The sequence below is a fragment of the Shinella sumterensis genome (assembly GCF_004514425.2).
Classification (GTDB): Bacteria; Pseudomonadota; Alphaproteobacteria; order Rhizobiales; family Rhizobiaceae; genus Shinella; species Shinella sumterensis.
Window position 1 is genome coordinate 1 of the sequence record NZ_MYFN02000006.1, and the last position, 17,214, is coordinate 17,214.

Genomic DNA, 17,214 nt, shown 5'->3' on the forward strand with positions numbered 1-17,214 from the left:
CCGACAAATGGCAGTACGCACGGCAGATTGCGGCCGCGTTGCAGAATGGCGGACTGACTGGTCCCTCGATGACCTTGCCGCTCACCTACAACTGGATGATGGGCTTTCCGCCTGGGTGGCTGGCACGCGCATTGCAGTCGGCGGTCCAAAAGGGACTTCTGCAGCAAGCCTCATTGTCGAAGCGTTCGGCGATGCCGTCGTCCCGCAAATCCCCGAAGCCATAGGCCGTGCGATCCTCCGGACCGAACGAGCCCTTTCTGCCATCTATGGAGATACAGCAGCATGAACGAGTTCGCTGGATACGCCGTCAAGCGCGGCATTGGCTGGTGGGCCATGCTGAGGTTCGCCCGAGACGCGAAGCCCAAGCCTCTGATGGGCGACAAGGGCACGCCGACGGTCTTCGATACCGAACTGGAGGCCCTGCGCGCGGTCAACAAGCACCTGCTTGCCTACTTCAACGGCCATCTGGTTCGGGATGGCGAGCGCTGCGGCACGGCCAAGGCGAGGGCGGCGAGCTTTTTCAAGGCCCGCCCGGCGGCGAGCGAGAGAGAGAAGGTGTCGGCATGAGAGAGTCTGACCTTTGCCCGTGCTGCAAGAGGCCAAGGACCACGATCCCTATCGATGACCTGGATGTTCTGGACGCGCTCCCAAAGCCGCGAAAAGAACAGCTTGCGCTCGATGCGATGGTTCTTGCGTTTCCGAGCTCCGTAAGCGGCGACCAGATGATGCAGGCGCTTTATGAAGACGTCGGCGATGGAGAGCCTGAAACCCGAAACAGCCTTATGGCGCACATCTCGAAGCTCCGTAAGAAGCTCCGGTCGATTGGCTGGGACATCGATGGCCGCAGGTTCGTGGGGTACCGGCTTTGCCGGTTCGAGAATGGAAGGGAAGCAGCATGATCAACTGGCAACCGATGAAGGTACAGCCCTTCGACCCCGCGAACCCCGCCGCCGCGATCATAGAGCGCCGCAAGCGCCTGATGGGTATCACGCGACCCCGCAACATATCCCGGGAACTCCCGCCACCACCGCCGCCGTTCGTCGGAGTCCAGCAGGATCACCACGTCAAGGCATGGGAAGCATGGCAGGACACCTTGCCGATCGGCCGTTGCCGGCGGTACGTCGCCAAACGCTGCATGGAACTCGGCTTCTCCTACGGCGACATCATCGGCACGACGCGGCAGAAGCACCTCATCCCGATCCGGCATCTGCTCATGTGGGAACTACGCAACCTGCTTGAAGCCCCGCCGTCGTTGCAGGAAATCGCTATCATCTTCAACAAGCGGGACCATACGGGCGTCTGGTACGCCATTGATAAGGTCGAGCAGCGCAAGCGGGCTGGTGAAATATGAGCGAAACGCCTCTCAAGCCCCGGCAGATCGACGTTCTCAAGCTCCTCGCCGACGGCAAGTCAGCCCGCGAGGCCGCGGAAATCCTCGGCATAAGCCGTCACACGGCAAACAGCTATATCGCCAAGGCCTTCGACATAACAGGCACCCACAACACCAATGGCTTGCTGGGCATCGCCTTTCGGAAAGGGTGGATCACTTGATCGACCCTCGCGTCTCCGCCCTCTGCGCTGAATACGGCATCGAGATCATCGACGGCCGGGCCTATCCCGATATCCGCCAGACTCGTGCCGTGGTGACGATGGAGCGGATACTGCGCAGCCGGGGCGAGGCACATTTCCGCATGGTGATCTCCACCCTGGCGGAGACCGAGAACAATCAGGGGCAACTCGACGAATACCTCTTCTGGGCTGTCAGCGACCTCGTGGAAGCCTGCCACGGCATTATCGAGGAGCGCCCTACGGAATGGCTCGAATGCTTCGACAAGACGCCTGTGGGGCAGCTGCAGTTCATCGCTAGAGACCTCAGCGGGATTACCCATCAGCGCCATGCGCTCGCCGGCATGCTATATGAGCGGGTGGTGAGAGTGTTCGGGCCGAATGCGGCCCAAGGCGACCTATTCGACGAGCGACGGAGGACAGCATGACCCGAGAAGAGATCATCGAGCTTTTCATCCGCGCAGCCGAGACCGATCGGCGCTTGCCCGACACGGCGCGACCGGCGCGGCTCAAGGCGCAAAGCTTGCCTTTCATCCATACAGCGGCCGATCAAGCCGGCTGGGGCGGAGAGCGCTATGCTGAGGAGCGCGACAGCTTCTGGGAGGAGCGATCGACCCGCCTCAAGACGAGCGACGTGTCCGACTGGGAGAAGGCGAACAGCCTCGTCATTCTCGTCGACGACGAAAGCGAACGGCGCTGCCTTTGGCACTGGGCAATCGGCAAGGCCGGCGGCCGCCCGTTCAAGCGCTGGTGCGATGAAGAGGGCATCCACGTCGAGACCGGAAGGCGCCGCAAAGACCGGGCGATTTCGCATATTGCATTAGCTTTAATTCGGAAGCCATTGCAGAATAACGAAAATGGCGATTCCGACCTGTTGCGTGTTGGCCCGGAAATCGACCATATTTCGGTCAACATAGACGAACCGTCGCACACACTCACCTGGCGAGACGACGACGCTTTCAGCCCGACAGCAGTCCCCGAGCTTCGGGATTTCTCATGGGCGGAGAAGCGGAACGAGATGCGCCGCCAGAGGGATCAGCGGAAGCGCGAGGCGGCATAGCAATAAGTCGGTGTAGAGCAGCCCGGTAGCTCGCTTGGCTCATAACCAAGAGGCCGGAGGTTCAAATCCTCCCACCGCAACCAAATTCGCCGAAAGGCAAACGAGATCGGGAGTATGTGCCCCGGCAACGCGAAGGCACATTCGGGCGGAATTCCGCGAACCATCCGCCCAATCTTTAACGAGAAGTCTCGCGGGCTTGCTCGTTCTCCCGACCCCATACGGCATAGCCGTAACAGAGAAGACCGAAAAATCCGGTGTATTTACCTGGGCGGAATTCGCTAGGCGATCACCCTCAACGGCCTGAAAAATAGGTCTTTAGGGCCGGGCGGACACTGGTTAAGCGATCACCCACCTGTCGCTTGTCGGCAGGCTCAGGACGGCTCAACCGATACAGAGCTACCCACCGCAGACCGGTTAATGCGGCGTCCTGCTTAATTCACGGGATTTCCCCGGGATAGGGCACTTTTCGTCAACAATGCCAATGACTTGAGAAAGCCGAAAAATCCGGTTTATTGCCCGTCGCCTTCACTGGTGGCGGGCTTTCGCATTTCCAGGAGAGAGCGATGACGACGGTTCATGCTGGCGGCACGATGTGGCTGAATAACCAGACCGGCAAGTGGGAGCCGGCTATCCCGCTCCCGTATTATCATTCTATCCTGCCGTGGCTCTGGCTGCGGCTGACCGGATACCGAGACGCCTACGGGCGTAAGGCCGCGCTCATGTTGCCGTGGTCCTAACCCCTCCACCCCAGCAGAAAGGAACCAGCATGGCATACCGCAGCCTGACATTCGCGACGATCGTAGCTGTCGCTTCGTTCGTGATGCATCCCGTCATCACCCTGGCATACGGCCTCGCGGACGCATTTTTCCGCGCCGTGATGCTCATCCCGGCCAAGTTCGACTGGCGCGCCGTGGCGGATTTCTCTGTCGCCACCTACCGCAAGATCGCCGATCTCAAGCCGGTCTATCGCGAGAGCTACGCCACCCACGGCCTCAGTCTTTCCGGTGGCCGACCGGACTAACGCTCCCGCATACCCGAAACGAGAGCCGGGCTCAGGTCCGGCTTCTCAAAACCACTGCCACGCCATCCAAAAGCAGGCGTAGGCTGCAACACCGATAATGACGACTAGAGCAATCTGTCGAGCCATGACGCAGCACCTCCCTGGTTCGAACAACTGTAGGATGCTCCCCTAAACTGCTGGAGTCGATGCGATGCTTGTCTCTGTATCCTCGGTGGAGGGTAGAGGTAGGCGCGGATCAGCTGATTCTGGCCGCGGTGTAATGCGGGTTGTTACCAAAGGAGATCGGTACGCCGGCCCCGTTTCGATCGAAATGAGAGGATCTGAGAGGGTCTCCTTTAGGACGTGACGCCCCAACAATTTCGTCTTGGATGAGATCGTGGGCAACAAGTCTACGAAGCAATTCTTCAATTTCGCTCTCGGTCAGTGAGCCCGGTAGCCTCCAAATCTTTTGTCTCTCAAGGCTATCGTATCTGATGACCTGCCAATCCTTCATTTGTTCCTCCTAGGTTAGCCCATGCCAGTCCTGAAAAATGCACGGCATGAGAGCATGGCTCAAGCGCTGGCGAAAGGAAAGACGGCGGATGAGGCCTATGCGCTTGCCGGCTACAAGCCAGATCGGGGAAACGCTTCCCGCCTGACAGCAAATGACAGCGTTCAGCGCCGCGTCGACGAGATTAAGTCCAGAGTGGCCGAAAAAGCCGAATGGACGGCCGCTGACAGGCTTTCGGCTCTCAAGACGATCTTCGACAGCCACGCCGAGAAAGACGCGCGCGTGGCCATCTCTGCCATCGCTGAGGCGAACAAGATGCAGGGCAGCTATGCCCCGGTGAAGCGCGAGCACTCCGGTCCCAATGGCGGGCCGATCCAGACAGTAGACCTTTCAAACGTGAGCCCAGATGACCTCGATCGCCTCGAAGCTCTCTTCGGTCCGCTTGCCGGTGGATCCGGCGATGATGATGAAGGCGATCCGAGCGGAGAGGGCGAGGAGGGCGGCTGAGGCCGAACGGCAGAGGGTATCGCAGGACGCCGAACGCATCCGGGCCCGGTGCCAGACGCTGGAAGGGTTCATCCAGGAGTTCTGGACCGTCCTTGAGCCGAAGAAAGAGCTTCGGTTCGGATGGGCACTCCGGGCGATGTGCAAGCATCTTGAGGCCGTCACGGCGGGGAAGATACAATTCCTCATCATGACCGTGCCTCCCGGCATGATGAAATCTCTCCTGCAGGTCTTCTGGACCGCATGGGAGTGGGGGGCGTGTGGTCGACCAGACATTCAGGTGCTGGCGACATCGTACAGCCAGCCGAACGTCTTTCGCGATAACCTGAAGCTTCGGCGCCTCATCGAGAGCGACAAGTTCCAGGCTGTGTGGGACCTCAAGCTCCGCGGCGACCAGAACGCCAAGAGCAAGTTCGAGAACACCGGCAGCGGGTTCAGTGAGGCTCGACCGTTCGGTTCCATGACCGGTGGCCGTGGCGATCGGGTCAAGATCGACGACCCGCATTCGACTGAAACGGCAGAGAGCGACACCGAGCGCCAAGCAGCGGTTCGTATCTTCCGGGAAGGCATCTCGGACCGCCTGAACGACGTCACGACGTCGGCAATCGTCATCATCATGCAGCGCCTGCACGAGCAGGATGTTGCGGCGGTGGCGCTGGAACTGGATATCGGGTTCGTTCACCTGAACCTGCCGATGGAGTTCGAGCCGGCCCGGGCATGCAAGACCTATGTCGACGGCGAGCTCTTCTTTGAGGACCCGCGGACGGAAGAGGGCGAACTGCTCTTTCCCGAGCGGTTCCCCCGGGAAGAGATCGAGCGGCTTAAGCGTGCCAAAGGCTCATACGCCTACTCTGGGCAGTATCAGCAGCGGCCGGCGCCCCGGTCCGGCGGTATGTTCCAGCGCGGCGACTTCGAGATTGTCGACGCCATCCCGGCGGGCGGGAAGAAGTGCAGGGCATGGGACTTCGCGGCCAGCAAGCCGACGCCCGGCAGATCGCCCGACTGGACCGTCGGTCTGCGCATGACCTACGTCAACGGCACGTTTTATGTCGAGCATGTGGACCGCGGCCGGTGGTCGCCGAATGAGGTGAACACGAAGCTCAAGAACCATGCATCGCAGGACGGGCTATCCGTCACGATCCGCATGCCTCAGGACCCAGGCGCCGCAGGCAAGGCCGATGCCGAAAGCAAGATCAAGCTGCTCGCCGGCTACAAGGTCAAGGTGGTTCAGCCCACCGGTGATAAGGCGACGAGAGCAACGCCTGCCTCTGCCCAGACCGAGGCGGGGAATGTGAAGCTCCTGCGCGGGCTCTGGAATACGGACTTTCTCGACGAGGTGTGCTCGTTCCCGAACGCGCCTCACGACGACCAGGTGGACGCCTTCGCGGACGCCTTGAACGAACTGGCCCTCGGGTCCTCGTACACTCTCGCAAACGTTGGATGACGCCCATGGCCTGTGGCTCCTGTGAAAAGCGCCGGCAGATGATTGCCGAGGCCCGCAAGCAGGGCGGCGTGAAGGGCGTGGTGAAGGCTTTGCCGCGGATTGCTCGGGACGTGGTGAAGAACCCGCCGAAACTCAGGGACAAGCGCAATGGGTAATGTCGTACAGCTTCGGACGAATGACAGCCTCCGGTCTGTCGTCGCCGGCCTTGGCGATCCGCTGCGCGACAAGATAAGCACGGCCGCCTATGTGCTGCAGTATCTCGATGACTACCAACTGGCCGCGATCTACAAGAGCAACTGGCTTGGCCGGAAGATTGTGGACATCCCCGCCATGGACGCCGTGCGCAAGGGCCGCGACTGGCAGGCGGAACAGGATCAGATTGAGCTTATCGAGGCTGAGGAAAAGCGTCTCGGGTTCTGGCACAAGCTGCTTGAGGTGAAGGTCAAGGCCCGCCTGTGGGGCGGCGCTGCTCTGTACATCGGCACTGGCGACACGGACCTGATGCAGCCCCTCGACCCGGAGCGCATCAGCAAAGGCGGCATCAAGTACCTGACGGTGCTGGGCCGTCGCGATGTCTCCGCCGGTGAGATCAGCCAGGACGTGCTTTCGGAGTTCTATGGCCGCCCCGCTTATTACGAGGTCACGGGCTCGTCGACGGCCTCGATGGTTCGTATCCATCCCTCGCGCCTTGCCGTCTTCGTAGGCGCACCCCATGCCGACAATCTCCTGTCGCAGGGACCGAACCAAGGGTGGGGCGACAGCATCCTGGAAGCCGTCTACACGGCGATGAAGAACGCCGACGCCACGGCGGCCAATATCGCATCGCTCGTGTTTGAGGCGAACGTTGACGTGTTCCGCATACCGGATTTCATGGCGAGCCTCGCCGATCCGGCCTATAGCAGCCGGCTATTGGAGCGTTTCGCGCTCGCTGCAACCGCCAAGGGCGTCAACCGTGCCCTGATCCTCGATAAGGATGAGGAATACGAGCGGAAGCAGGTGACGTTCGCCCAACTGCCGGAGATCATGCAGACCTTCTTGCAGATGGCAGCCGGCGCCGCCGATATCCCGGTGACCCGTCTCCTTGGCCAGTCGCCGGCAGGCATGAGCGCCACCGGCGAATCGGACATGAACAACTATTACGACCGGGTGTCGTCCATCCAGTCTTTGGAGATGACGCCGGCGCTGTATCGGCTCGACGAATGTTTGATCCGGTCTGCGCTCGGCAGCCGCCCTGCGGAAATCTTCTATGAGTGGTCCCCGCTCAAGCAGATGACGGAGAAGGAGCAGGCCGAGATCGGCAAGATGTACGCCGAGACCTCCGAAATCTTCGGCCGCACCGGCCTGTTCACCTCGGAAGAGCTGCGAACCGTCGTAGCCAACCAGCTCGTCGAAAGCTCGTTCTATCCCGGCCTTGACCAGGCCATGGAAGAGACCGGCACGGATTGGGATAAGGAATTCGAGACGAAAAAGGAAGCAGAGGCTCAAGCGAAAGCCGAAGCCGAGGCGGCGCGCCAGCAGATGGGCGATGCCGCTCCGCGCACGCTCTATGTCCGTCGTGACGTCCTGAACGCCGACGAACTCATTGCATGGGCGAAGGGGCAGGGTTTCAAGACCACGCTCCCGGCGGATGACCTGCACGTCACCATCACGTTCAGCCGCACTCCGGTCGACTGGATGAAGATGGGCGACAACTGGTCGGACAACGGCAAGGGCGGCTTGACCATCCCCGCCGGCGGACCGCGCCTCATGGAAGCGTTCGGCCAGAACGGCGAGGCGAAGGTGCTGGCGTTCGCCTCAAGCGCGCTGTCGTGGCGCCATGAGGATATGAAGCGGAACGGTGCGTCGTGGGATCACGAAGAGTACCAGCCGCACATCACCATCAGCTATGACCCGGATGCGCCGGACATCGACAGCATCGAGCCGTTCCGCGGCAAGATCGAGCTGGGGCCGGAAATCTTCCAGGAGGTCAAGGAAGACTGGCAAGCCGGCATTCGCGAGGAATGATGCTCCGCTATTCACTCGCCAAGCTTGGCCGGTCTGCCGGCCGAGCAAAGGGCACCAAGGCTGAGCTGCCTGCTATAGAGCCAAGGCTGTCAACCGAACGTGAGTATTACGCCGCCCTACGCTCCATGCTGACCGAGATGGCGCGGGAGACGCGGGAAAGCGTCATTCCGCTCTATCAGTCGGAACTTGCGCAAAAGCGCCTGGCGATGACGAGGGATGCGGACCCGTCGTGGTTCAATCGTCTGGCTGCACTCACCGCCGCCTTACAGAGGATCGCATCGGACACGGTGAACCGGGTCATGCGTCTGGAGGCGGTCCGGCACACGGAAGCGTTCATGGCCACCGCCAAGAGAACGCTGGGCATCGATCTTCGGTCTGTGGTGCAGATGGAAGACCTCGCCGCGTATCTGGAAGCCGCCGCCGGTCGCAACACGGCGCTCATCACCGGCCTGGCCGACGACACAATCAAGCGGATCCAGCAGGCGGTCTATGACAACAGTATCGCCGGGAACTCGGTGACCACGCTGCGGAAGGCGCTGGCCGAGGGCTTCGGCATCTCCGATCGGCGGGCGAAGCTCATCGCCCGGGACCAGACGGCCAAGCTGAACAGCGATATGAACCGCATCCGGCAGGAGCAGGCAGGCGTGACGTCCTACTCGTGGATGACCAGCCGGGACGAGCGGGTTCGCGAGCGTCATCGCAGGATGGACGGCAAGGTCTACAAATGGGGCGAGGCCACCGGCGCGGAGCAGGGGCTTCCGCCAGGCCAGCCCATAAACTGCCGATGCATCGCGCGGGGTATCGTCGAGTTCTAGAGGCCCAGCAGCCTCTTGACGTCATCGGGCATGTCAACTCGATCGCCGATGTCATCGGGGCCGATCTGGATGACTTCCGTCGTCTCGATCGACCGCTTGAGCTTCCGAATTTCGAGCGCCAGCGCTTCGATCTTGACGTTCTGGTCAAGGATTAACGTGCGCAGGGCTCGGAACTGTTCGTCGGTCATGCCGGCGATGTAATCGCATCAAAGGATCAATGTCCATGCAATTCACCGACGCTGTAGCGGTGTCCGGCACGCGTCGGACGGCCGATGGATATCTTGTCGCCGAGGCGCGCTCGGTCCGCACGGGCATCCAGCTTTATGCGGGGGCCGAGGTCGGCAAGCCGGAACTGCCCGTGGTGCGCGTCTACCGCCCCGCTGATCAGGTCTTTGCCGATGCCAGCCTCCAGAGCTTCACGCACGCCCCGGTCACCATGGATCACCCGGCGGAGGCTGTGACCGCCGACAACTGGAAGAAGCTCGCCGTCGGCGAGGTCAGCACGGCAGCCAAAAAGGATGGCGAGTGGGTCCACCTGCCGCTGATCCTGAAGGACGCCGCAGCGATCGAGGCCGTCGAGACCGGCAAGCGCGAGCTTTCGGCCGGTTACACCTGTGAACTCGTCTGGGGTGACGGGGTGGCTCCGGATGGCTCGGCCTTCGACGCCCAGCAATCGAACATCAAGATCAACCATCTCGCGATCGTCGATCGGGCGCGGGCTGGTTCTCAAGCTCGCATCGGTGACGGTGCGATTTCGTGGGGCGCCGCCCCTGTGACCAATGATCAGCAACCCGAAAAGGAAAAGATCATGACCCTGAAGACGGTTACCGTCGATGGCATCCCGGTCGAAGTAACCGACCAGGGAGCCACGGTGATCGGCACGCTGCAGTCGCGACTTGCCGATGCCAACACGAAGTTCATCGACGCCGAGAAGGCGCACCAGACGGCTATCGCCGCCAAGGACGCCGAATTGGCCAAAAAGGACGCCGAAATCGACGCCCTCAAGGCCAATGTTCTCGACGAGAAGGCTCTCGACGCCAAGGTGCAGGCCCGCGCGGACCTCATCTCCGTTGCCAAGTCCATCGCCAAGGACGTGAAGACCGAAGGTCTGACCGACGCCGATATCCGCAAGGCCGTGGTCGTCGCCAAGCTCGGCGATGCGGCTCTCGCCGGCAAGCCCGAGGCCTACATCGATGCGCGCTTCGACATCCTGGCCGAAGACGCCAAGAAGAACCCCGATCCGTTCGCCCGCGTCGTCGCCGATGGCCTCAGCGCGCCGGCCAATCTCACCGACAGCAACAAGGCCTACGAAGCCATGCTTCAGCGTGATCGCAACGCCTGGCAGGGTAACCAGAAGGAGACCGCATAATGGCAATCCCTCCCGTCTCTTACTCTCGCGATACGCCGAAGGGTTATCCCGGCATGATCGCCACGACGGAGCCACATCACATCATTTCGATGATCGTGGCCGCCGCTTCCGCCGATATCCCGTTCGGGCGCGGCGTTCTCTTCGGCACGGTCGAGGATACGGTCGCTCTTCCGGCGGCCATTGGCAAGTTCGCTGGCATCGCCGTGGCGGATCGCACGATCCCGTTTGAACAGGGCGAGGTCTTCAAGGCCTACGACCAGATCAGCGTGATGAAAAACGGTTCGATCTGGGTCACGGCGCTCGTCGCCGTTGCGCAGGGCGATCCCGTCTACATGACACCGACCGGCACCTTCACCAATGTCTCGAACTCCAGCGCAAACCAGCTGATCGAGAACGCGGAATGGGCGACGGTCACCTCTACCACCAACCAGATCGCCAAGCTTCGCCTCGGCGTCACCAAGTAAGGGGACATCACCATGTTCACGACTGATGCGCCCGCTCTGGCGCTGAACTTCCTGCGCACCGCGCAGAACTATATCGAGCCCGGCATCTATGCCCGCCAGTACCCGGACTTTCAGTACCGGGAACTTGTCCCGGTCGACAACTCCGCGCCGGACTGGACGACCGCCATCGATTTCTTCTCGATGGGCGATGACATTGGCGAAGCCCGTGAATTCGCGCCCGATGGCGACGACATCAACTTTGTCGACTTCAAGCTCGACAAGGGTTCGAGCCGCGTCTTCATGGTCGGCATTGGCTACCGCTACAATCTCCAGGAGCTTGCCCATGCCCAGGCATACGGCATCCGCCTGACCGATGAGCGCGCTGATGCGGCCCGTCGCAAGTACGAGCAGTTCATCGACAACCTCGCGTTCATCGGCCGGTCGAAGCTCGGCATGTCCGGCCTCATCAACACGACCAGCGTCACCGCTCTCACCGCCGCGAACGGTGCAGGCGGTACGGCAACCTGGCCGACCAAAACCCCGGACGAAGTGGTCGCCGACTTCAACCGCGTGCTCGGGCTCATCTTCACCGAATCGAACGGCATCGAGACGGCAGATACCATCCTGATCAGCCAGGATCGGTACAACTATCTGATCGGCAAACGTCTCGATCCGACGTCCGAGACCAACCTGCTGGATTACATCCTGCGGGCCAACGTCTACACGGCCCGTACCGGTCGGCCGCTGACCATTCGTGCCGTGTTCGGTCTTGAGACCGCTGGCGCCGGCAGCACCCAGCGCATGGTCGCCTATCGCCGCACGCCTGATGTCGTGAAAATGCACGTCCCCATGCCGCTGCGCTGGCTTCAGGCAGAGCAGCGGCTCCTGAAGTTCGAGGTTCCGGGCATCTTCCGCACCGGTGGCGTGGAAGTGCGCCGTCCGGGCGCGATGCGCTACCTCGATGGCATCTGAGGAGGCAGCCATGTCCAAACAGGTCACTATCGAAAATGCCCTCGCGGGAGGCATCGGCCTCCCCACGGGTCAGGTTGTCCCCGGCCACGGCTCCATCGCGGTGGAGCCCGAGATCTGGGATGAATCGAAAGAGCACCCCGTCGTTGCGGCGCTCGTCAAGGACGGGTCTCTCATCATCGACGGCAAGGGCAAGAAGAAGTCGGCGCTCGGCGAGCGTGATGAGAACGGCGATACCGAAGAGATGGCGGAGATGCGCAAGCGTTTCGACGCAAGCTACTCTGCTCTTCAGTCGGAGCTTCAGGCAGAAAAGGCCAAGGTCGCGGATCTGGAAAAGCTGATCGCTGATCGAGGCGCCTCCGGCCAACCGGCAGCGCTCAAGGCTGAACATCACGGCGGCGGCAAGTTCAACGTCACGCAGGGTGAAACCATGCTGTTGTCGGGCCTTTCCAAGGCGGATGCCGATGCTTTCAACGCAATGAGCGATGAAGACAAGGCCGCATACGTAGAGGCATCCAAGAAGTAACGAATAGCCCGGCGGTTTTCCGCCGGGTATTCCTTCCAGAGGATGGAAGATGGCCTATACCACCCCGACTCCAACAACCTTCAAGACCCGCTACCCGGAATTCGCGCCGGTGAGCGATGCCCTGATCCAGTTGATGATCGACGATGCCGTGGCAGAGGTGGGCGAGACGTGGGTCGAGAAGGACCGCGCCCGCGCTCAGATGCTTCTCGTCGCTCACTGGCTGACGATGGAAGGAGAGCCAGCCCGCACCGCTTCCGGCCAAGGATCGGCAGGGACGGGCATCGTCAAGCGCCGCAAGGTTGGCGACGTCGAGACGGAGTTCGCCACTCCCGGCGGTTCGTCGGACGGAAGCGCCGCAAGCGGCTACATGCTCACGGCATACGGGCAGGAATACTTGGCCATCATGCGCCGGAACTTCCCGGCCGTGGCCGTTGTCTGAGGAGAAAGCCATGAAAGTGACGAACAAGGGCAAAGAGCGCCAGGGCGTCCACACCACCAGCGGCGTGGTGTTCATCCATCCCGGCAAGAGCCGCGACGTCGAACTGACCGAGGCCGGCGAGAAGCTGGTCAGGGCATCGCAGGACCTGTCGATTGACGGCCGCACGCGCAAGGTCCCTGAAACGCCCTCCGAGCCTTCCGAGGCCAGCGAGGCGTGAGCTTTACAGTCGATGTGGTGCGCCGCCGGCATGTCGATCTGTCGAAGATCCAGCTGAGCTTGCGCGGCCCCAAGAAGGTAAAGGTCGGCTTTCCATCCGGTGAGGCCGACAGCGACAATATCCAGAAGGCCGTCTGGAACGAGTTCGGCACGCGCGGAGGCGCTTCCGGCGGGGGCTGGGGCGGTCCGGTTCCAGAGCGGCCATTCCTCCGCAACGCCATGCGGGACAACAAGGGCAAGTACCGGCACGGCATGCGAGCGTCGGCGGCGAAGCTGCTCACCGGCAAGACTTCTATCTCGGTCGTGCTGGCGAAGCTCGGGATCATGGCGCAGGGCGATGTGCAAGAGAGCATCACGTCGCTCCAGTCGCCGCCTAACAGCCCGACGACCATTGAAATCAAAGGCTCAAGCAACCCGCTGATCGATTCCGGCGAGATGCGCGGCGCGGTGACTTGGAAGGTGTGGGACGGATCATGATCGACGTTGCCATTGCCATCGACGGGGAGGCCGTCAACGTCACCCGGAGCCGAAGCGGTGGCGCCTACAATGAGGATGGGGAGTGGGTGCCGGGTGCGGCTGCGAGCGCCACGATCCGCGCCGCCATTCAGCCGGTGAAGGGCAATCAGTTGATGGACATGCCGGAGGGCATCCGCGCCGAGGCCGGCTGGATGTGCTGGAGCCGATCGGACATCCTTCTCGACGACGTGATCACCCACAAGGGCGTGCGCTACCGGGTGTTGTTCGTCTGGCCGAGGGATGACGGTGCGTTCTACCGCGCCGCGCTGGGGAAACTGGCATGACCGATGATGAGGTCCACAGCGCCCTTGTTCGCTGGGTCAAGGCCAAGACGGGCGCAACCACGATCAAGGCCCATCAGTCCGGCCCGACGCCGGCTTTGTCTTACGTCATGGTCAACGACACCGGCACGGCAGAGGTCCGGCGTTGGCACCAGCAGACCGAATACACCGAGACCGATGCGGAGAACTCGGCCGGCGAGAAGATCGTCACGGCGGCTCCTGTCATCGAAATGGAATGGCGGTTCTCGGTTCACGCCTACGGCCCGAGCCCGACCGATCGGCTCCGGCCCATCGTATCGGCCATGAAGGTATCTCAGGTCATGGAGCCGCTTATGCCCGGCCTGCATGTCCATGAGGTTTCAGCCATACGGGACGTGCCGGACTGGATCAACAACGCATGGCAGCCCCGCGCTCAGATGGACATCATCGTTCGCGGCATCATCCGTGACAGCGTCGGCGAGGTCGACGTCATCGACGACTACAGCTTCGACATCGCTCGGGCTGAGTAACCCCTGAAAACTCAACCAGAAAGGAAATCGCCATGGCGGTGATCCCCTATTCGCGCGTGGTGGACGTCTCTGTCTCGCGCAATGACGCTTTCCCCAGCCGCCGTGGCTTCGGGACGCAACTCATCATCACCACCGAGACGGTGGCCGGCAAGGTCGACACGACGGCCCGCACCAAGGCCTACGGCTCGATGGAAGAGGTCGCCACCGACTGGGCGCCGACCACCAGCGCCTACAAGGCCGCGCTCTCGGCGTTCTCGCAGAACCCGCGCCCGCGCTTGCTCAAGATCGGCCATGTCGCCGACGATGGCACGATGACGGGCCCGGAACTGACCGCTCAGCTCGATCTCCTCTATGCCTACGACAGCGACTGGTATTTCCTCACCATCGCGGCCAATCTGCGCGACGTGGCGGCCCTCTCGGCCCTCCTGACCTGGATCCAGGCAAAGCCGAAGCTCGCGATCATCGACAGCAACGATGACGACACCGAGAACCCGGCTGCTACCACGTCGATTGCTGCGGCGAACAAGGGTGACTTTGATCGCGCCGGCGTGTTCTATCACACGACGGCAGACGTTTATCCCGCTGCTTCGCTCGCTGCGTACATGCAGACCCGCAGCTTCGATGAAGCGAACACGGCCTACACCGCCAAGTTCAAGTATCTGCCGGGCATCCCCGCCGTGAACATCGGCTCCGCTGCGCTCACCGCCGTTACGGGCTTCACGCCCGGCGTCGGCCAGTCGGAAGCCGCCGGCCATATGGCCAACACCTATATCGACATCGGCAGCCGCAACTTTGTCGTCGAAGGCTCGACCCTCACGGCAAACGTCTTCCTCGACGAGATCCACGCGACGGACTGGATTATTGCCCGGACAGAGGAGGAGATGCTGGGCATCTTCCTCAATAACCCGCGCGTCCGCTTCGACGACAGCGGCATGCAGGTCTTGGCCGGCGCGGTCCGCACGGTCATGCAGCAAGCCATTCGCGCCGGCATCGTCGCCAACGACCTCAACCCGGAGACGGGCGATTACGAGGCCGCGGTGCAGATCACCGTTCCGAGCGTCTTCGACGTGCCGGAAAGCCAGCGCAAGGCCCGTATCGCGCCGAACATCGAATGCCGCTTCCGCTATGCCGGCGCGGTCCACTATGCCGTCGTCCGCTACCAGATGGCATTCTAAGGAGGCCTGACCCATGGCACTTACTTCCGCATATGGATTCATCAATACCGCCAACACGGTCGATGGCCAGATCATCCAGGGCCTCTGGGACGGTGACGATGCAATCAGCATCGCGCCGATCGCCGACAAGGGCACCATGCTCATCGGCGCCGACGGCTCGGCCCTGTTCTCCGTCTCAGCCAACCGCGGCGCGACGATCACGCTCCGGCTGCAGCACACCAGCCCGACGCACCGGCTGCTCCAGCAGAAGCTCAAGCGCCAGCAGGCTCTTGCTTCGCCGGCAACGGCATTCCCGGTCACCGCCTACGACACGTCGAGCGGCGAGGGCGGGACGGCAGACAAGTGTTTCATCCAGACCGCGCCGACTGACACGAAGGGCGCGAATGCCACGGTTCGCGAATGGGTCCTCGTGACCGGCGAGTTCAATGCGGAGATTCCGAATGGCTGAGCGTAAGATCCGGAACATGGAAATCCGGGTTGACCGGCCCCTTGCATCTGAGGCGCTGCGCCTGCAAGCCCGGCTGATGCGTGCGGCCGGCGGCGTGGCCGACCAGCTGCCCGACCTTATCGGCGCGATTCGGTCGGCCCAGAGCGAGGAAGCCAAGCAGGCGGTCGGCGTCAAGTTCATCGGGGTGCTCACCGGCGTCTTCGAGGGGCTGGAGCCCCACGAATTCGCTCATCTGGTCGGCGATATAGTCGGGCTTGCCAAGCTCAAGCGTCCGTCGGGGCACTACGAGACAATGGACCTCGACGGGGACCTGTCCGAAGACTTCGGCGCCATCATCCCGGTCGTGGCCTTCGTTCTGAAAGAGGTGTTCGGGGATTTTTTCTCCGCCGCGCCGGGCAGTGGCAGCCGCGGGGTGGCGGGAAGGGCCTGACCAATGCCGAGGTCGGGCGCATAGCCCCGAACCTCAACATGTGGCTGTGGCGGCCGATCCTTGCAGACCCGCCGATCTATACTCAGGCCGATCTAAGGCAATGGGTCACGCTTCAAGACGTCATGGACGCTCATGAAGCGCTCGATCTGAAGGGGGCGATGCAGGAAAAGAGCAAGGATTAGTCGCAGCGCGCGCCGCGCACGACACAAGGCCACTCGAAGATCCCGGCCCATATCCCGGCCCTCGCTGCTTCTGCCTCACGCTGCTCAGCGGCATACCGTCCCTTGCTGTATTTCGGCCAGTCGATGGCGTGACCGTTGCGGACCAGCCATCGGTTCACGTCGGTTCCGTCTGCACGGGTGCAGATTGCCACGATCCGGTTGCGGTCTCGCCCGGTCCTCTTGCAGGAAACCGGCCGAGATTGGGCGAGGAACGCGTCTAGCGCTTCGGCTGAGGTCTTGCCGCAGCGGTAGGCTTCTCCGGCGCTGTTGAGGCATCTCTGCCTGCTCTCGGGCGCATCAATACCGTCGAACCGGATGCGGACGCCTTGGATATCGATCGTGTCACCATCGATGACAGAGGCGCGGCCGGTTATGTCTTCTGCTGCAAATGCGGGGCCGGCGAGGGCGAGAGTGATGACTAACCCTTTGAGCATTGGCTCCTGCCAAGTTCGGTCATTTGGTCGTTTGATAGCGCTGCGGCATCCAGGATTCTGATCGTTATGTGTTCCCCTTCGGGCATGCCGGCCTCGCTCAAAAGCAAGCATACGTAATCTGCATATCCGTCTCGATTTGAGCCGTCATCGCGCACCGAGACCCATAGCGAAATTGGCTGAGGGAACATCGCCTCGATGACCTTCGGCTCTTCCTGGACCAGTGCGATGGCCTTCTCCCGCCAGTTATCCGCCGCGACTGAAGCCGCCGCAACCAGAAGCGCGAAGATAGCAAGTCCGAAACTCTTCATCGAAATCCTCCCATGGGTTGTGCCCA

General features: G+C 62.0%; 30 protein-coding genes. 26 read left to right on the top strand and 4 right to left on the bottom strand.

Features of this window, described 5'->3' with window-relative positions; genetic code table 11:
- The 9 genes from B5M41_RS12580 to B5M41_RS12620 all read left to right on the top strand — a co-directional run.
- On the top strand, positions 1-224 hold a 224-nt coding region (locus tag B5M41_RS12580; RefSeq protein ID WP_230640073.1), incomplete at its 5' end, for a hypothetical protein.
- A 58-nt stretch (positions 225-282) separates the two neighbouring features.
- On the top strand, positions 283-567 hold the full coding sequence (locus B5M41_RS12585; protein ID WP_209020923.1) for a hypothetical protein: 285 nt from the start codon (positions 283-285) through the stop codon (positions 565-567).
- Positions 564-899, top strand: a complete 336-nt coding sequence (locus tag B5M41_RS12590; RefSeq protein WP_209020922.1) for a helix-turn-helix domain-containing protein — start codon at positions 564-566, stop codon at positions 897-899. The genes B5M41_RS12585 and B5M41_RS12590 overlap by 4 nt, the downstream gene beginning before the upstream one ends.
- Positions 896-1,351, top strand: coding sequence for a helix-turn-helix domain-containing protein (locus B5M41_RS12595; protein WP_134653257.1), 456 nt, complete (start codon positions 896-898; stop codon positions 1,349-1,351). Before B5M41_RS12590 ends, B5M41_RS12595 begins: the two co-directional genes overlap by 4 nt.
- Positions 1,348-1,551, top strand: a complete 204-nt coding sequence (locus B5M41_RS12600) for a helix-turn-helix transcriptional regulator (RefSeq protein WP_134653255.1) — start codon at positions 1,348-1,350, stop codon at positions 1,549-1,551. Before B5M41_RS12595 ends, B5M41_RS12600 begins: the two co-directional genes overlap by 4 nt.
- Complete coding sequence (locus B5M41_RS12605) at positions 1,548-1,994, top strand: hypothetical protein (protein WP_134653253.1); 447 nt, start codon at positions 1,548-1,550, stop codon at positions 1,992-1,994. The genes B5M41_RS12600 and B5M41_RS12605 overlap by 4 nt, the downstream gene beginning before the upstream one ends.
- Complete coding sequence (locus tag B5M41_RS12610; protein WP_134653251.1) at positions 1,991-2,626, top strand: hypothetical protein; 636 nt, start codon at positions 1,991-1,993, stop codon at positions 2,624-2,626. Before B5M41_RS12605 ends, B5M41_RS12610 begins: the two co-directional genes overlap by 4 nt.
- 563 nt (positions 2,627-3,189) lie before the next feature.
- Positions 3,190-3,363: a hypothetical protein gene (locus B5M41_RS12615; protein ID WP_167719547.1), complete on the top strand. Its 174-nt coding sequence runs from the start codon at positions 3,190-3,192 to the stop codon at positions 3,361-3,363.
- 29 nt (positions 3,364-3,392) lie between these two features.
- Entirely contained in the window at positions 3,393-3,647 is a 255-nt protein-coding gene (locus tag B5M41_RS12620; RefSeq protein WP_134653249.1) for a hypothetical protein, read from the top strand.
- A gap of 235 nt (positions 3,648-3,882) precedes the next feature.
- Here the strand turns inward: B5M41_RS12620 and B5M41_RS12625 are convergent, their stop codons facing one another.
- Positions 3,883-4,140: a hypothetical protein gene (locus tag B5M41_RS12625; protein WP_134653247.1), complete on the bottom strand. Its 258-nt coding sequence runs from the start codon at positions 4,138-4,140 to the stop codon at positions 3,883-3,885.
- 54 nt (positions 4,141-4,194) lie between these two features.
- Here B5M41_RS12625 and B5M41_RS12630 point away from each other — a divergent pair, with 54 nt between their 5' ends.
- From B5M41_RS12630 to B5M41_RS12650, 5 genes are all read left to right on the top strand, one after another.
- Positions 4,195-4,644 carry a terminase small subunit gene (locus B5M41_RS12630; protein WP_230640074.1) on the top strand — a complete coding sequence of 150 codons (450 nt, stop codon included), beginning with the start codon at positions 4,195-4,197 and terminating at the stop codon, positions 4,642-4,644.
- Entirely contained in the window at positions 4,544-6,085 is a 1,542-nt protein-coding gene (gene terL / locus B5M41_RS12635) for a phage terminase large subunit (protein ID WP_230640075.1), read from the top strand. Before B5M41_RS12630 ends, terL begins: the two co-directional genes overlap by 101 nt.
- Positions 6,082-6,240: a hypothetical protein gene (locus B5M41_RS12640; RefSeq protein WP_160871306.1), complete on the top strand. Its 159-nt coding sequence runs from the start codon at positions 6,082-6,084 to the stop codon at positions 6,238-6,240. The genes terL and B5M41_RS12640 overlap by 4 nt, the downstream gene beginning before the upstream one ends.
- Positions 6,233-8,089 carry an anti-CBASS protein Acb1 family protein gene (locus tag B5M41_RS12645; RefSeq protein ID WP_134653270.1) on the top strand — a complete coding sequence of 619 codons (1,857 nt, stop codon included), beginning with the start codon at positions 6,233-6,235 and terminating at the stop codon, positions 8,087-8,089. The genes B5M41_RS12640 and B5M41_RS12645 overlap by 8 nt, the downstream gene beginning before the upstream one ends.
- Before the next feature lie 125 nt (positions 8,090-8,214).
- Entirely contained in the window at positions 8,215-8,904 is a 690-nt protein-coding gene (locus B5M41_RS12650; RefSeq protein ID WP_160871308.1) for a phage head morphogenesis protein, read from the top strand.
- Here B5M41_RS12650 and B5M41_RS12655 read toward each other — a convergent pair.
- Entirely contained in the window at positions 8,901-9,092 is a 192-nt protein-coding gene (locus tag B5M41_RS12655) for a hypothetical protein (RefSeq protein ID WP_134653274.1), read from the bottom strand. The two genes, B5M41_RS12650 and B5M41_RS12655, sit on opposite strands and share 4 nt — an antisense overlap.
- Positions 9,093-9,127: 35 nt before the next feature.
- On the opposite strand from B5M41_RS12655, the gene B5M41_RS12660 reads away from it, so the two are divergent.
- Genes B5M41_RS12660 through B5M41_RS12715 form a run of 12 tightly spaced genes read left to right on the top strand, consistent with a single transcriptional unit; the run spans position 9,128 to position 16,225 of the window.
- Positions 9,128-10,273 (top strand): DUF2213 domain-containing protein, encoded by a 1,146-nt coding sequence (locus B5M41_RS12660; RefSeq protein ID WP_160871309.1) that lies wholly within the window; start codon positions 9,128-9,130, stop codon positions 10,271-10,273.
- Positions 10,273-10,737, top strand: coding sequence for a structural cement protein Gp24 (locus tag B5M41_RS12665; protein WP_134652590.1), 465 nt, complete (start codon positions 10,273-10,275; stop codon positions 10,735-10,737). The genes B5M41_RS12660 and B5M41_RS12665 overlap by 1 nt, the downstream gene beginning before the upstream one ends.
- A gap of 12 nt (positions 10,738-10,749) precedes the next feature.
- Positions 10,750-11,688: a DUF2184 domain-containing protein gene (locus B5M41_RS12670; protein WP_134652592.1), complete on the top strand. Its 939-nt coding sequence runs from the start codon at positions 10,750-10,752 to the stop codon at positions 11,686-11,688.
- 10 nt (positions 11,689-11,698) lie between these two features.
- On the top strand, positions 11,699-12,211 hold the full coding sequence (locus B5M41_RS12675; RefSeq protein ID WP_134652594.1) for a hypothetical protein: 513 nt from the start codon (positions 11,699-11,701) through the stop codon (positions 12,209-12,211).
- A gap of 49 nt (positions 12,212-12,260) precedes the next feature.
- Positions 12,261-12,650: a DUF4054 domain-containing protein gene (locus tag B5M41_RS12680; RefSeq protein WP_134652596.1), complete on the top strand. Its 390-nt coding sequence runs from the start codon at positions 12,261-12,263 to the stop codon at positions 12,648-12,650.
- A 10-nt stretch (positions 12,651-12,660) separates the two neighbouring features.
- On the top strand, positions 12,661-12,867 hold the full coding sequence (locus B5M41_RS12685; RefSeq protein ID WP_134652598.1) for a hypothetical protein: 207 nt from the start codon (positions 12,661-12,663) through the stop codon (positions 12,865-12,867).
- The gene (locus tag B5M41_RS12690; protein WP_134652600.1) at positions 12,864-13,343 is read left to right on the top strand and encodes a hypothetical protein; all 480 of its coding nucleotides are present in this window, start codon (positions 12,864-12,866) and stop codon (positions 13,341-13,343) included. Before B5M41_RS12685 ends, B5M41_RS12690 begins: the two co-directional genes overlap by 4 nt.
- Positions 13,340-13,666: a phage head completion protein gene (locus B5M41_RS12695; protein WP_134652602.1), complete on the top strand. Its 327-nt coding sequence runs from the start codon at positions 13,340-13,342 to the stop codon at positions 13,664-13,666. Before B5M41_RS12690 ends, B5M41_RS12695 begins: the two co-directional genes overlap by 4 nt.
- Entirely contained in the window at positions 13,663-14,172 is a 510-nt protein-coding gene (locus B5M41_RS12700) for a phage neck terminator protein (RefSeq protein ID WP_134652604.1), read from the top strand. Before B5M41_RS12695 ends, B5M41_RS12700 begins: the two co-directional genes overlap by 4 nt.
- A gap of 32 nt (positions 14,173-14,204) precedes the next feature.
- Positions 14,205-15,347, top strand: coding sequence for a DUF3383 family protein (locus B5M41_RS12705; RefSeq protein WP_134652606.1), 1,143 nt, complete (start codon positions 14,205-14,207; stop codon positions 15,345-15,347).
- A gap of 13 nt (positions 15,348-15,360) precedes the next feature.
- Positions 15,361-15,795, top strand: a complete 435-nt coding sequence (locus tag B5M41_RS12710; protein ID WP_134652608.1) for a phage structural protein — start codon at positions 15,361-15,363, stop codon at positions 15,793-15,795.
- Positions 15,788-16,225 (top strand): phage tail assembly chaperone, encoded by a 438-nt coding sequence (locus tag B5M41_RS12715; RefSeq protein WP_134652610.1) that lies wholly within the window; start codon positions 15,788-15,790, stop codon positions 16,223-16,225. Before B5M41_RS12710 ends, B5M41_RS12715 begins: the two co-directional genes overlap by 8 nt.
- Before the next feature lie 178 nt (positions 16,226-16,403).
- On the opposite strand, the gene B5M41_RS12720 is transcribed toward B5M41_RS12715, so the two are convergent.
- Positions 16,404-16,880, bottom strand: coding sequence for a thermonuclease family protein (locus B5M41_RS12720; RefSeq protein ID WP_134652612.1), 477 nt, complete (start codon positions 16,878-16,880; stop codon positions 16,404-16,406).
- A complete protein-coding gene (locus B5M41_RS12725) occupies positions 16,865-17,188 on the bottom strand; it encodes a hypothetical protein (protein ID WP_134652614.1) in 324 nt (107 codons plus the stop codon). The genes B5M41_RS12720 and B5M41_RS12725 overlap by 16 nt, the downstream gene beginning before the upstream one ends.
- Positions 17,189-17,214: the final 26 nt, after the last annotated feature.

Excerpts from the sequence above, each read along its gene's own strand:
- B5M41_RS12585 (WP_209020923.1), top strand. The coding sequence starts at position 283 with ATGAACGAGTTCGCTGGATACGCCGTCAAGCGCGGCATTGGCTGGTGG.
- B5M41_RS12590 (WP_209020922.1), top strand. The coding sequence starts at position 564 with ATGAGAGAGTCTGACCTTTGCCCGTGCTGCAAGAGGCCAAGGACCACG.
- B5M41_RS12595 (WP_134653257.1), top strand. The coding sequence starts at position 896 with ATGATCAACTGGCAACCGATGAAGGTACAGCCCTTCGACCCCGCGAAC.
- B5M41_RS12600 (WP_134653255.1), top strand. The coding sequence starts at position 1,348 with ATGAGCGAAACGCCTCTCAAGCCCCGGCAGATCGACGTTCTCAAGCTC.
- B5M41_RS12610 (WP_134653251.1), top strand. The coding sequence starts at position 1,991 with ATGACCCGAGAAGAGATCATCGAGCTTTTCATCCGCGCAGCCGAGACC.
- B5M41_RS12615 (WP_167719547.1), top strand. The coding sequence starts at position 3,190 with ATGACGACGGTTCATGCTGGCGGCACGATGTGGCTGAATAACCAGACC.
- B5M41_RS12620 (WP_134653249.1), top strand. The coding sequence starts at position 3,393 with ATGGCATACCGCAGCCTGACATTCGCGACGATCGTAGCTGTCGCTTCG.
- B5M41_RS12625 (WP_134653247.1), bottom strand. The coding sequence starts at position 4,140 with ATGAAGGATTGGCAGGTCATCAGATACGATAGCCTTGAGAGACAAAAG.
- B5M41_RS12630 (WP_230640074.1), top strand. The coding sequence starts at position 4,195 with ATGGCTCAAGCGCTGGCGAAAGGAAAGACGGCGGATGAGGCCTATGCG.
- terL (WP_230640075.1), top strand. The coding sequence starts at position 4,544 with ATGACCTCGATCGCCTCGAAGCTCTCTTCGGTCCGCTTGCCGGTGGAT.
- B5M41_RS12640 (WP_160871306.1), top strand. The coding sequence starts at position 6,082 with ATGACGCCCATGGCCTGTGGCTCCTGTGAAAAGCGCCGGCAGATGATT.
- B5M41_RS12645 (WP_134653270.1), top strand. The coding sequence starts at position 6,233 with ATGGGTAATGTCGTACAGCTTCGGACGAATGACAGCCTCCGGTCTGTC.
- B5M41_RS12650 (WP_160871308.1), top strand. The coding sequence starts at position 8,215 with ATGCTGACCGAGATGGCGCGGGAGACGCGGGAAAGCGTCATTCCGCTC.
- B5M41_RS12655 (WP_134653274.1), bottom strand. The coding sequence starts at position 9,092 with ATGACCGACGAACAGTTCCGAGCCCTGCGCACGTTAATCCTTGACCAG.
- B5M41_RS12660 (WP_160871309.1), top strand. The coding sequence starts at position 9,128 with ATGCAATTCACCGACGCTGTAGCGGTGTCCGGCACGCGTCGGACGGCC.
- B5M41_RS12665 (WP_134652590.1), top strand. The coding sequence starts at position 10,273 with ATGGCAATCCCTCCCGTCTCTTACTCTCGCGATACGCCGAAGGGTTAT.
- B5M41_RS12670 (WP_134652592.1), top strand. The coding sequence starts at position 10,750 with ATGTTCACGACTGATGCGCCCGCTCTGGCGCTGAACTTCCTGCGCACC.
- B5M41_RS12675 (WP_134652594.1), top strand. The coding sequence starts at position 11,699 with ATGTCCAAACAGGTCACTATCGAAAATGCCCTCGCGGGAGGCATCGGC.
- B5M41_RS12680 (WP_134652596.1), top strand. The coding sequence starts at position 12,261 with ATGGCCTATACCACCCCGACTCCAACAACCTTCAAGACCCGCTACCCG.
- B5M41_RS12685 (WP_134652598.1), top strand. The coding sequence starts at position 12,661 with ATGAAAGTGACGAACAAGGGCAAAGAGCGCCAGGGCGTCCACACCACC.
- B5M41_RS12695 (WP_134652602.1), top strand. The coding sequence starts at position 13,340 with ATGATCGACGTTGCCATTGCCATCGACGGGGAGGCCGTCAACGTCACC.
- B5M41_RS12700 (WP_134652604.1), top strand. The coding sequence starts at position 13,663 with ATGACCGATGATGAGGTCCACAGCGCCCTTGTTCGCTGGGTCAAGGCC.
- B5M41_RS12705 (WP_134652606.1), top strand. The coding sequence starts at position 14,205 with ATGGCGGTGATCCCCTATTCGCGCGTGGTGGACGTCTCTGTCTCGCGC.
- B5M41_RS12710 (WP_134652608.1), top strand. The coding sequence starts at position 15,361 with ATGGCACTTACTTCCGCATATGGATTCATCAATACCGCCAACACGGTC.
- B5M41_RS12715 (WP_134652610.1), top strand. The coding sequence starts at position 15,788 with ATGGCTGAGCGTAAGATCCGGAACATGGAAATCCGGGTTGACCGGCCC.
- B5M41_RS12720 (WP_134652612.1), bottom strand. The coding sequence starts at position 16,880 with ATGCTCAAAGGGTTAGTCATCACTCTCGCCCTCGCCGGCCCCGCATTT.
- B5M41_RS12725 (WP_134652614.1), bottom strand. The coding sequence starts at position 17,188 with ATGAAGAGTTTCGGACTTGCTATCTTCGCGCTTCTGGTTGCGGCGGCT.